A 13030-nucleotide genomic window follows, 5' to 3' on the forward strand; every position below is an offset into this window, starting at 1 on the left:
AAAATATAGACAATAATTAGTAACCTTTCTGTAATTTATGATATTTTTACAAGCTCTAGAATTCTTCAACTATAGTCAATTTAGGAGAATTGGAGGCTAGGAGCTATGGAGTAACGCCTATAAGTAATAGGCAAGCATTAAGCGACAACGTCACCAATTTCTTATCAATTGACTATAAAATTTCTTAATATTTCTATAGTGTATATCAAAAATTTCTTCCACTAAGCGAAAAAGTAATTAAATTTCAATATTTTTGTGAATTGCTTAATTGTTCTTTAGAAAATAAAAAATTATAAAAAACTACAATTTTTATTGAAAATATGATAAACACTTATGTGCAGTTAATCCGATTAGCATTGTACCAAATTTACATACGCCATTGCGAGCAAACATACGTGAGCGTGGCAATCCATGTAGCTTGTTGTATGGATTGCATCAATGCTGTTAAAGTAGCTCCTCGCAATGACAATTATAGGTGTACATGTACATACGTCATTGCGAGGAAGCGTAGCTGACAAAGCAATCCACATGACAAGCTGCATGGATTGCCGCGCTCACATATGTTCGCTCGCAATGACGGCTAATGATGTTAGGTAAAAGTTATATATTTAGTAAACTTAAAGAGATTTTAAATGGCTTATATTATTGGTAATACAGGTAAATGGCAATATGTGATAGGCGTCGAGATACATGCCCAAATTTCTTCAAAATCCAAACTTTTCTCTGGTAGTTCTAACGAATTTGCCGCTCCTCCTAATTCACAAGTATCTTTGATTGATGCAGCAATGCCTGGAATGTTACCAATGTTAAATGAATATTGTGTTCATCAGGCAATTAAAACTGGTCTTGGACTTAATGCGAAAATTAATCTTAATTCAAGATTTGATCGTAAAAATTACTTTTATCCTGATCTACCGCAGGGTTATCAAATTTCCCAATTTTATCATCCAATTGTCCAAGAGGGCTATTTGGATATAGTAACTGAACAGAGAACAACCAAAAGAATTAGAATTAATCGTTTGCATTTAGAACAAGATGCTGGTAAGTCCATTCATGATCAATCAGCTCATTATAGCTTCATTGATTTAAACCGTTCTGGTGTAGGATTAATGGAGATTGTTACTGAGCCAGACCTTGATTCGCCGGAAGATGCAGCAGAATTTGTTCGTAAACTCAGGACTTTGTTGAGATATATAGGAAGTTGTGATGGTGATATGGAAAAAGGCTCATTACGTTGTGATGCTAATATTTCGGTTAGGCTTCCTGGGGCTCCACTTGGCACAAGGTGTGAGATCAAGAATATCAATTCGATTCGTAATATCATGCGAGCAATAGAGTTTGAAGCAAATAGGCAAGTAAATTTAATTGAAGATGGGCAGACAATAATACAGGAAACTAGATTATTTGATGGAGATACTGGAGAGACTAGAACGATGCGTCTAAAAGAAGAAGCTCATGATTATCGATATTTCCCTGACCCAGATTTATTGCCAATAGTTATATCTGAGGAGCTAATAGAACAATTAGCTCAAGAGCTACCAGAATTACCGGATGCAAAAATTCAAAGATATATGACAGAGTATAGTTTAAATGCTTATGATGCTGAAGTTTTGGTAATTGATGAACAGGTGGCAGGTTATTTTGAAGCAGCAGTTAGCTTATGTAATCCAAAGATACTTGCTAATTGGATTATTAGTGAGTTATTTGGTCAGCTTAATAAAAATTCCATTAGCTTAAGTGACTGTAAAATTACCCCAAAAATGCTTGCTCAAATGGTAAAGCTAATAGAAGATGGGGTGATTTCCGGCAAAATTGCCAAAGTAGTTTTTGAAACTATGTTTGAAACTGGACAAGAACCGGAAAAAATTATTGAAGAAAAAGACTTAGTGCAAATGTCAGATAGTGGTATACTATCTGCTATAATTGACGGAATATTGTTGGAAAACCCTGACTCTGTTGATTCTTATAGAAGTGGTAAAGATAAATTATTTGGTTTTTTCGTTGGACAGGTAATGAAAAAAACTGAAGGAAAGGCAAATCCTAACCTAGTGAATGTTTTATTAAAGGAGAAATTGCAATAATTAAAATATTAGGTATTGAATCAAGTTGTGATGATACTGGCGTAGCAATAGTTACCTCAGATAAAGAGATTTTATCAAATATTGTTATTTCCCAATACCAAGAGCATAAGGCTTTTCAAGGGGTGGTACCGGAAATCGCTGCTAGGTCACATTTGCAAAATTTAGAAAAAGCAGTTAGGTATGTTTTAGATGAAACTCATCTGGAACTATCTAATATAGATGGAATCGCCGCTACTTCCGGTCCTGGCTTAATAGGTGGAGTAATAGTTGGCTCAATGTTTGGCAGAATAGTTGCTAGCGTCTTAAAAAAGCCGTTTATTGCAGTTAACCATTTAGAGGGGCATTTACTTACTGCTAGATTAACTAATAAGGCGGAATACCCATATTTATTTCTATTAGTTTCAGGTGGGCATTGTCAATTTGTTGCAGTCCAAGCATTGGGTAAATATAAAATTTTAGGACGGACTATCGATGATTCGGTAGGGGAGTGCTTTGATAAAGTAGCTAAAATGCTAAATTTGCCTTTTCCTGGAGGCGTAGAAATTGAGAAAAGAGCAAAATTTGGCAATCCATCTAAGTATGTTTTACCAAAACCCATTATTCATCAAGCTGGCTGTGACATGTCGTTTTCAGGTTTAAAGACGGCAGTACGCATATTAATATCTAAATTACAGCCTATAGGTGAACAAGAAATTAATGATATAGCCGCCAGTTTTCAATATGTAGTTGGAGAAATCTTGTCAGTAAAAATGCTTAATAGCTTTAAAATGTATGAGGAATTTATCAGTAAGTCGGCATTACCACAAAAAACCTGCGTACTTGCTGGTGGAGTTGCCGCTAATGGTTATTTAAAAACTATACTTAAGCATCAAGTGGAAAAACAAGGATATGTACTTTTAGTACCACCAGCACATTTATGCACCGATAATGCGGCTATGATTGCTTATGCTGGGCTAGAACGGCTGCAAAATAATCTTACTAACTCACTCGATTTCTGCCCTAGAGCAAAATGGAGCTTAGAGGATTTATAGCTAACCTAATTAGTGTTAAGCCAAATTCAGAGAGCATTGCGAGGAGTCGCTTTAGTGGCATTGAGGCAATGCTGTTTTGTGTCATCCCTGCGAAGGTTATCATCCCACAACTGTTGAAAGTTAGAAGAGGAAGAGGTTTTAGACCGAATAGTTTAAAAGTCGTATGTGGTCAACGTCTATTAGCGAGAAAGACCGCAGGTCGACGAAGCAATCCATAAAAGTAACCAAAGATGGATTGCCACGACCTACTTGCGTGGTCTCGCAATGACAGAAAACCTATCTAAAACCCGCTTTACCTTCTAACTTTCAACAGTTGTGGTTATCATCCCCACGTCTAATTTGTCATTCCAGCTTCGGTGCGGAATCTATAATACCTCAGGCTTTTTGGGCATTTCACTCGATAATTAAGTTTTTTGTAGATTTGAATAAAATATAGGACAATGGTTGTCATTCCTGCGAAAGTAGGTATCTAAAAATACCCTGAGGTATTATAGATTCCGCACCAAAGCGGGAATGATGGTATGGACGAGTGAAGCGAAATATGCTTTACTTGTACGGAGTCAGCTGAAAAATAGTTTTCAGCTGCTCCAAATTAAATAATAATTTAATTAATAGGTCCATACCATGATAAATAATAGCATAAAAAATACTATAATAGGAATAGATTTAGCAAAAAATAGTATGCACTTGGTGCAAGTCGATCAAAATGGCAAAAAAATAGGTTACCAAAAAGTTACAAGAGATGAGTTAATAGCCTATTTAAGCAATCTCGATAAAAGTTCATTGGTAGCTATGGAAGCATGTGGAGGAGCTAATTATTGGTCACAGGAAATTGCTAAGCTTGGTTTGCAAGTCAAACTAATGAAAACAAAAGATGTAAAAGTTTATGCTACATCGAAACAGAAAAATGATTATAACGATGCGTTAGCAATATGCAAAGCGGCTCGTGATCCAGAATTAAAAACTGTGCTACTAAAAAGCAAGGAGGAACAAGATATAAAATTCTTGCATAAAATTAGAAGTAATACGATCAGAGATCGTGTGCAAAAAACTAATTCTACAATATCAAGTTTATGTGAATATGGCTATAATACAAAATTAAGTAAAAATAAATTTTGCAAATCATGTAGGCTGGAGGTAGAGTTAGCGTATAGTAAAGGTTATATAAATTCTGGGATAAGGTCAATTTTACTTTTAGAATGTAAAGAAATTGAGGATTTATGTAACAAAGAAAAAACTTTAGAAAAGCTGATTATCAGCAATAATAAGCAAAGTGAGAAAGCTACTAGGTTGCAGACAATTTTTGGCATTGGAGCAATCAATGCTAGTTGTTTGAGTGTAGCCCCAATAGAAAGTTATCCAACCCCGAGGGATTTTGCTGCTTCGCTTGGTTTGGTACCAAAGCAACATAGCTCAGGAGATAAGATAGTTTTAGGAGGGATTACCAAACAAGGAGATAGATATGCCAGAACTATGTTGATTCAAGCCGCAAGGACAATAGCAATAAGAGCAAAAAGTGATAAGGAATCAAAAGATAAACTAGTGCAGTGGGCAGTGAAGAAATTTGCTGAAAATAAATCATATAATATTATATGTGTTGGTTTAGCAAATAAGTTAGCAAGGATTGCTTATGCAGTAGTCACCAATGGTAGCGAATATGTTGCAAATTAGTTTAGTTGGAAAAAAAGAAGAAACTATGTCAACTAAATAAAAATTGGTAATTGATAAATATTGTGAGTAAAGAATAGTAACAATAAAGAGAACGAAAGTTAAAGAGTTAATGAATAAGTATTCTGAATAAAATCCGTAATTATGTCGAGGCTCTAGAAGCCGTGGGAATGAGAGGTCACTCAAGGATATTTATAAGAATGCAGAAACCATTATGGCACTCGATGCCGAATATATGACCGCTTCCTTTGTGGCTCTATTTTTTTATTTTCTTTGTTGACAAATTCACTCGTCCATATATGACAAATTTGGCATTTAAAGATAGATGTTGTAACTCGGATACATTCAAGTTTCCTTCAAGCAACCTACTATTTATAAGCTCTACAAAAAACTTGATTATCGAGTTATATTAATTTAAACCCATTTTGCGTAAGCTAAAGTACCAATTCCTCCAGATTCACCACTACCAATACCAGAAACATAAAAAGTTCCAGTACCAGCAAACCACGTATCAGCAGCATTACTATGATAAAGATTAACATGGGCGGCACCAAATGGAGCAGCAAAAAAACCACATTCAAACCGAATAGCATTATGTTGATTCAGTAAAGACGTAATATCAATACTAGAGTTTAACCAAGCTTGACCACCAGCGGTACCAACATTGAGTCCACCTCCTGGTGCCGTATAATTCAAATAGTCACCGTCACTGTTCTGATAATCATAAAAAGATAAACTAACAGAAGTGTATCCAGCCCCAGCCAAGATAAAATGAACGTGATAAGAAAAATTAGCATCCCCTTTAACTAACTTTAAATCATCATCATAACCAGGATATTTTGGATAATCCAACTGAGCTAAGCTCTTTTTGTCACTATTAGCAGGATTGGAATAAAGAAGTTTAGCATTTCTGTGGGCATTAAGCCGTGCAATAGCTTGCATTTGGGCTGTTGTCCAGTTTGTATCTTTTGACATAATTGCTCCTAATAAAAAGCGTTGAGTAAAATTTTAAGACATATCTCTATTAAAGTAAATCATATTAATTTTTATATAGTCATGAACTCTCCCTAGTTGATAATCAAAAACTTGTCCATGTCTTTGAGGTTTTTTATATTTTCTATTGGCATAAATCAAATAATCCATAAGATTTTTAACAATACTATTATCATCCTCTAGGGAAAACTATATACTAAAGGCAGCGAAACTGCGTAGAATAACCAACTCCTGCAAATTCACCATCAAGCGTAAGATAGAGTACCAACTCCTCCAATTTCACCCCAACCAGTAGTAGTAACAAAAAAAGTTCCAGTACCAGCAAACCACGTATCAGCAGCATCAGTATGATAAAGATTAACATGGGCAGCACCAGCTCCAAGACCACCAAAACCACATTCAAACCGAATAGCATTAGATTGATCCACTAAAGATGTAATATCAATATCAGAGTTTAACCAAGTGTGACCAGCAGCACCACCAACTATATTACCTCCACCTCCTCCAGCATAGCTGAAAGCCTTACCATTAGCAGTGAAAGTTAAGTGAATTCCAGCGGCCCAAAAGCCACCTGCGACAAAATCAATGGAATAAGAAAAACTAGCATCCCCTTTAACTAACTTTAAATCATCATCATAACCAGGATATTTTGGATAATCCAACTGAGCTAAGCTCTTTTTGTCACTATTAGCAGGATTGGAATAAAGAAGTTTAGCATTTCTGTGGGCATTAAGCCGTGCAATAGCTTGCATTTGGGCTGTTGTCCAGTTTGTATTTTTTGACATAATTGCTCCTAATAAAAAGCGTTGAGTAAATAAATTTAAGATATATTCATATTAAAGTCAATCATTCTTTAAAAAAAGTTAATAATTGTTATTAAATCAGTAATTATTGCTTTGCGATCGGTAAGGTTTGAGTTCATTTTCCTAATCAGTTCGATTAATCTCAGCTTGCTTCAATAATTTATCAACTTTATCAGCATTATCAAATCCGTGATCATAATGAAAACGAATTTCTGGTGAATATTTTAAATTAATTTTAGCAGTTATAAAATTTCTTATAGCATATTTCGAATTATTTAAAGATTCAGTAAGTTGTATTTTATTAAAAACCGTATTGAACGGTAAAAAGTAACAATCTGCTACTTTTAAATCAGCCGTAACTAAGACTTTGGTAATAGTTACTGGACAATTAATCAACCGTTCATCTAACATTTTACCACGTCTTAGTACTTCCACTAATGCTGCATTTATTAATGATGCAACTTTTTTTTGTCTTGAAGATTTTTCTCTATCAGAAACTTTTTGCATTTACAATAATTGTTTTTTTTCTTCAATAATTTCAAAAACTTCTACAATATCAAATTGTTCGATATTTTCATAATTTTCAAAAGCGATACCACATTCAAAGCCCTCATGAACTTCTTTGACATCATCTTTAAAACGTTTGAGAGTTTTAAGTTTTCCCTCGTGAATAACGATATTGTCTCGTAATAAGCGAGCCCTAGCACCTCTTTTAATAGTACCTTTAGTAACATAACTCCCAGCAATTTTTCCAACTTTCGAGACAGTGAATATTTGCCTGATCTCGACTGTACCAATATATTGCTCACGAATAATTGGTGAAAGCATACCGCTGAGTATTGATTTAACATCGTCTAGTAAATTATAAATAAGAGAGTAGTATCTAATATCCACTTTTTCTTTTTCAGCCATAGCAAAAGCGTTATTATTAGCTCTAACATTAAAGCCAATAATAATAGCATTGGATGCTTTAGCTAAGGTAACATCTGACTCCAATATTCCACCTACTGCATGGTGTAAAATTCTTACACGAACTTCATCATTTGGTAGCTTTAATAGGCTAGTAACAATTGCTTCAATCGAACCTTGTACATCACCTTTAACAATTATTGGTAACTCTTTTATCATACCAGCACTGCCAGAAGCTTTTAGGAACAATTCTTCTAAGCTTGATCTTTGAGTAACAGAAATTTTCTTTTCTTTTGCCAATCGTTCACGATATTCTATAATATCCCGAGCCTGTTTTTCATTCTGTACTACATTAAACTGATCTCCTGCACGCGGAGCTTCATTTAAACCATAAATCTCTACTGGTAAACTTGGTTCTGCCTCGGTAATATCCACTCCCTTATCATTATTCATTCTCTTAATTTTACCGTATTTTGTTCCGGCAACTACTATATCTCCATTTCTTAGAGTACCACGTTGTACCAATATAGTAGCCACAGCTCCTTTACCTTTATCAACTTTTGCTTCTATAACTACACCAGCAGTGAGTCCGCTAAAGTTAGCCTTAAGATCCTGCATTTCTGCCACTAATAATATAGCATCTTCTAACTTATCTAAATTAGTTTTCTTCAAAGCAGAAACCGGTACAATTATAATATCGCCACCTAATTCTTCACTAACTAAATCGTACATTAACAGATCATTTTTAATTCGGTCAAGATTAATATCCGGCTTATCGATCTTATTTATTGCAACAATTATCGGGACATTTGCTGCTTTAGCATGATTAATTGCTTCAATCGTTTGCGGCTTGATTCCATCATCTGCTGCAACTACTATAACTACTATATCAGTTACCTTAGCACCTCTAGTCCTCATCTCTGAAAACGCTTCATGCCCTGGAGTATCAATGAAAGTAATAGCCCTACCATCAGGCAATGTTATCCGATAAGCACCAATATGTTGGGTGATGCCACCTGCCTCTTGACTTGCCAAATCAGTTGATTTTAAAGCGTCAAGTAACGAAGTTTTACCGTGATCGACATGTCCCATAATCGTTACAATAGGAGCTCTATGTTTTAAATCTTCTTCTTTATCAGCTTCACTAATCAATATATTCTCAACATCAGATTCTTGTACCCTTTTTACTGTATGCCCTAAGGTCGTAGCAATAAGTTCAGCTGTATCTGTATCGATTGTTTGGCTGGTCGTAGCAATGATGCCAAGCTTCATCAATTCTTTTATAACATCGGTTGCCCGCTCAGACATTCTATTGGCTAGATCTCCGACAGAAATGGCTTCAGGAATGATAACTTCTCTATACACTTTGTCGGGTGTTTGTTGATAAGCTTTACGTTTTTCTTTTTCCCTTGCTCTTCTTATTGAGGCAAGGCTTCTAGTCTTACCGGCATTATCACTTCCGTCTGCATCAAGCATATTGAAAATATCTGCCTTTTTTAATTTTTTAGGCTCCTCAATTTTAACCTTTGGTACTACTATTTTATTATCGCCAGCTTTATCTGTTGAAGAAATATCTTCAAGTGCAACACCAAAATGGCTCTGAGAACCAATCACTGGTGATCTAACAAATGGCTTAGATGGGTTTTTATCTTGTACAGATGGAGTTGCTAACGTAGGAAGTACCTCAGAATCCTTTTCAATATTTTGTGACTCATTTTGCGGAGTTTGGGAATGAATATTTTCTGGCTGGATATTTTCTATAGTATCTTCTAAATCGTCTTGTGACTTAGATTGATTGATACTTGCCAGTTTACTAAGAGTACTAATCTTAGTATCAATAATCTTAGATTTTGCATCTTCTGCTGCTTTTTTTAAAATAGTTAGCCGTCTATTAAATTCCTCCCCAGCAGCAGATTCTCCACTCTGAGCAGTAGAACTATTAGACCAAAGTTTGTTAAAAGATAAAGCACCAGTTGCAGTGCTACTCTTCCTGACTTCTACAATGGTTTTTGCAGAACTAACAAAGCCCCTAGTAACATTAGTAGGTTGAGAGGGCTTGTTAAGTGAGAGTTTTGAACCACCAAGTGTTAATTTCTTTGGTTTAGGTTCTTGGTCATACGTCATAAATATTAAACCTTTAAATAGCAATTATATATGCTAAAGTTTTGTAAATAGTTTTGCTATCTGAATAATCATCAGATATAGTCAATTGAGGAGAAGTTGGTAACGTCGTCGCTCAATGCTCGCCTATTACTTATAGGCGTCGCTCCATCGTTCCTGCTACCCAATTCCCCTGAATTGACTATATACCTTAATTCTGAATTAGCTAATCTTGTTGCTAATGCTTTACTGGTAGTATTTTAATTATATCAATAAAATCCTTAACACTAATACTTAATATTAAATTATTTGCAAAATTATTCATAATATAGTCAATTGAGGAGAAGTTGGTGACGTCGTCGCTCAATGCTCGCCTATTACTTATAGGCATCGCTCCATCGTTCCTAGCGCCAAATTCTCCTGAATTAACTATAGCAAAAATGTGTCGTTCTTACTTCGTACAGAACTTTATATCCGCCTACGCGGGAATGACAATTTATGGATTGCTTCATCGACCTATGGTCTCCTCGCAATGACGACTAAAGCTTACGCACTTCTCACAATTACATCTTTTGGGTAAAAGCACCTCTGTCATTGCGAGCCACCGTAGGTGGCGTGGCAATCCATTTCTAATCACTTTTCTGGATTACTTTGTCGACCTAAGATATTCTCGCAATAACGGTTTCTCAATTAGACCTCTTGCATAACCTAATCTAATTGGTAATTTTGTTGTCAAAACTCGTCTCCGTTCCTCGCGTACATCTTAGTACGCTGCGGTACTCGACTTCGTTTTTCCTAAAAATTCCTCAATTATCTTTAGGTTATGCAAGCGGTCTATTATTGTTTTCTTAAATTGACGCTTATGCGGTCTTACTCGCAATAACGCTGTTGGATATAATTTCCCAACTTCAAACAACTTGCTCATTATCAGCAATACGAGCCGTACGAATTAGTAATTCGATATCGTTATCTGCCATATTAGAATTAGGAACTAATGATTTAAACTCATTAACTGTTAATTCTCCCAAATCTTCTATAGTTTTTATACCATATTCAGCTAATTTTAATATAAATTCCGGTTGTAAATCCAATATATCAATTAATTCTTGTTCAACACCTAGATTCTCAAGCTTAATAATAATTTTTTCATTCTTAGCATTTACATAATTTATTGATCGTTCAATGATCTCAGCTGCTAATTCTTCTTCAAATCCTTCAATATTCATTAAAGTTTCAATTTTACTAGAAGCTAACTGTTCTAAAGAAGTAAAACCTTGAGCAGATAATAGTTGGGCTATAACTTCTTCAACATCCAATGATTCCATAAATAACTCGGTAGCAGAACGAAACTCATCACTTCTTCGTTTAGATTCTTGATCTTCGGTCATTATATTAATATTCCAGCCAGTAAGCTTAGATGCTAGACGAACATTTTGACCTCTTCTACCGATTGCCAGACTCAAATTATCTTGAGATACGACTACGTCAACCATATTCTTATCTTCATCGATGACGATTTTTGCAATTTCTGCAGGAGCCAGTGCATTCATAATAAATTGGGCAATATTCTTGCTCCATAATATTACATCTACCTTTTCACCATTAAGCTCATTAGTAATAGCCCTAATCCTATTACCTTTAATTCCTACACATGAACCTATAGGATCAATGCTGGAGTCAGAAGCGAAGACTGCAACTTTTGCCTTTGACCCAGGATCACGGGCTATAGCTCGCAACTCAATTACATTATCATAAATCTCTTGAATCTCTAATTCAAGTAATTTTATTAGCATTTGGTCATCGCTTCTAGATAGAAAAATTAGCGGACCTTTAGACACTAATCTTACATCTTGTACATAAGCTTTAATACGGTCATTAACCTTAAAATTTTCTCCTCTAATTAGCTGATCCTTTTTAATTATTGCCTCAGCACGACCAAGGTCAACTATAATATTATTAAACTCTATTCTCTTAACAATGCCGTTTAAAATCTCACCTTTCTTATCTTTGAAATCTTCATATTGTTTTTCTCTTTCCGTTTCACTAACACGTTGTATTATTATCTGCTTAGCTGTTTGAGCTGCAACACGTCCAAGATCAATAGGTGGTAAGAGTTCATAAATCTCATCGCCAATTTTAGCATCATCTTTCTTTTCGATAGCATCATTTAAAGAAATTTGAGTAAAATGATCCTCTACATTATCTACTACATTCAGGACTCTAAAAAGACTAATATTACCATTCTTTCGGTTAATTTCAGCTTTTATATTATGTTCATTGCCATATTTTTTACGTCCTGCAGCCTGTACAGCCTGTTCCATTGCCGAAAGTAAAGCTTCTTTAGGAAGGTTCTTTTCTCTAGCTACAGATTCTATAATCTGTAAAATTTCTATGTTACCAATATTGACCATAATGTCACTGCCTTTTAAGATTTTTTATTCATTAAATTTTTGAACATTTCATCTGTTAATACCAAAGAAGCCTTTTTTATCATATCAAATGAAAATACTATATCTTTACCGTTACTATTCAGATAAACTTTATTATTTTCAGCTTTAATTATCTTTCCCTGATATCGAGTTTGACCATTTAGTAATTCTTTTAATTTTATGGTAGCTTCTCTACCGATAAATCTAGTATAATCTTCAAATTTTATTAATGGGCGTTCGATACCTGCTGAACAAATTTCTAAAAAATATTTATCACTAATTATATCTTCAACATCTAAGAGTGCCGAGATATTTCTACTAACATTACGACAATCTATTATATTTACCTTATTGCCATCTAATCTATCTATTAATACTTCAAGTACTTTATGGCTTGAACCCTTTAAAGTTACTTTTACTAAATCAAAACCAAGGTCTTTTAAGTTATCCTGGATAGCATTAATAATTTGTTGCTCTATAGTTTTCATTACAAAATAAAAATATTTAAAGGCGTTAATAAAAAAGGTGGGTTAACCCCACCTTTGCTCTTCACAACAATCAACTTATTCATATAAATACAATATTTTTGTGATATTAGCAACAATTAAAAACTCACCTTACGTATGGCATTTAAAAGTCATATAGAAAATAGCTTAGCGTCATTGCGAGAAGCTACTTTAAGTAGCGACGAAGCAATCTAAAAAAACTATTAAATGGATTGCTTCGGAGGTTTACACCATAACTGTTGAAAGTTAGAAGAGGAAGCGGTTTTTAGATAGGTTTTCTGTCATTGCGAGACCACGTAGTGGTCGTGGCAATCCATCTTTGGTTACTTTTATGGATTGCTTCGTCGACCTGCGGTCTTTCTCGCTAATAGACGTTGACCACATACGACTTTTAAACTATCCGGTCTAAAACCGCTTCCTCTTCTAACTTTCAACAGTTGTAAGGTTTACACCTCCTCGCAATGACAGCACGATGGATGCTTATTCGGCATTAATTCAGGTTAATTGACT

At 34.8% G+C, this 13030-nt stretch carries 11 protein-coding genes; 3 read left to right on the forward strand and 8 right to left on the reverse strand.

The features are described from left to right. Positions 1-632: 632 nt before the first annotated feature. The 3 genes from gatB to ACQH6S_RS05400 all read left to right on the forward strand — a co-directional run bounded on the left by gatB (position 633) and on the right by ACQH6S_RS05400 (position 4783). Positions 633-2081: an Asp-tRNA(Asn)/Glu-tRNA(Gln) amidotransferase subunit GatB gene (gene gatB, locus ACQH6S_RS05390; RefSeq protein ID WP_341748743.1), complete on the forward strand. Its 1449-nt coding sequence runs from the start codon at positions 633-635 to the stop codon at positions 2079-2081. Continuing rightward, positions 2078-3112 (forward strand): tRNA (adenosine(37)-N6)-threonylcarbamoyltransferase complex transferase subunit TsaD, encoded by a 1035-nt coding sequence (gene tsaD / locus ACQH6S_RS05395; RefSeq protein WP_425360917.1) that lies wholly within the window; start codon positions 2078-2080, stop codon positions 3110-3112. The genes gatB and tsaD overlap by 4 nt, the downstream gene beginning before the upstream one ends. A 624-nt stretch (positions 3113-3736) precedes the next feature. After that, a complete protein-coding gene (locus ACQH6S_RS05400; protein WP_425360470.1) occupies positions 3737-4783 on the forward strand; it encodes an IS110 family transposase in 1047 nt (348 codons plus the stop codon). A 411-nt stretch (positions 4784-5194) separates the two neighbouring features. On the opposite strand, the gene ACQH6S_RS05405 is transcribed toward ACQH6S_RS05400, so the two are convergent. From ACQH6S_RS05405 to rimP, 8 genes are all read right to left on the reverse strand, one after another. After that, a complete protein-coding gene (locus ACQH6S_RS05405; protein WP_425360469.1) occupies positions 5195-5755 on the reverse strand; it encodes a hypothetical protein in 561 nt (186 codons plus the stop codon). A gap of 263 nt (positions 5756-6018) precedes the next feature. Further along, complete coding sequence (locus ACQH6S_RS05410; protein WP_425360468.1) at positions 6019-6558, reverse strand: hypothetical protein; 540 nt, start codon at positions 6556-6558, stop codon at positions 6019-6021. 141 nt (positions 6559-6699) lie between these two features. Continuing rightward, positions 6700-7083: a 30S ribosome-binding factor RbfA gene (gene rbfA, locus ACQH6S_RS05415; protein ID WP_341748746.1), complete on the reverse strand. Its 384-nt coding sequence runs from the start codon at positions 7081-7083 to the stop codon at positions 6700-6702. Next, on the reverse strand, positions 7084-9609 hold the full coding sequence (infB, locus tag ACQH6S_RS05420; protein ID WP_425360467.1) for a translation initiation factor IF-2: 2526 nt from the start codon (positions 9607-9609) through the stop codon (positions 7084-7086). 71 nt (positions 9610-9680) lie between these two features. Next, on the reverse strand, positions 9681-9773 hold the full coding sequence (locus ACQH6S_RS05425) for a palindromic element RPE2 domain-containing protein (protein WP_410520897.1): 93 nt from the start codon (positions 9771-9773) through the stop codon (positions 9681-9683). Between the two features lie 50 nt (positions 9774-9823). Then, positions 9824-9976 (reverse strand): hypothetical protein, encoded by a 153-nt coding sequence (locus ACQH6S_RS05430; RefSeq protein ID WP_425360466.1) that lies wholly within the window; start codon positions 9974-9976, stop codon positions 9824-9826. Positions 9977-10493: 517 nt separating this feature from the next. Continuing rightward, complete coding sequence (gene nusA, locus ACQH6S_RS05435; protein WP_425360465.1) at positions 10494-11996, reverse strand: transcription termination factor NusA; 1503 nt, start codon at positions 11994-11996, stop codon at positions 10494-10496. Positions 11997-12010: 14 nt separating this feature from the next. Then, a complete protein-coding gene (rimP, locus tag ACQH6S_RS05440) occupies positions 12011-12502 on the reverse strand; it encodes a ribosome maturation factor RimP (protein WP_094648682.1) in 492 nt (163 codons plus the stop codon). Positions 12503-13030: the final 528 nt, after the last annotated feature.

Origin of the sequence: Candidatus Tisiphia endosymbiont of Mystacides longicornis, from assembly GCF_964031095.1 — a bacterium.
Taxonomy (GTDB): Bacteria; Pseudomonadota; Alphaproteobacteria; order Rickettsiales; family Rickettsiaceae; genus Tisiphia.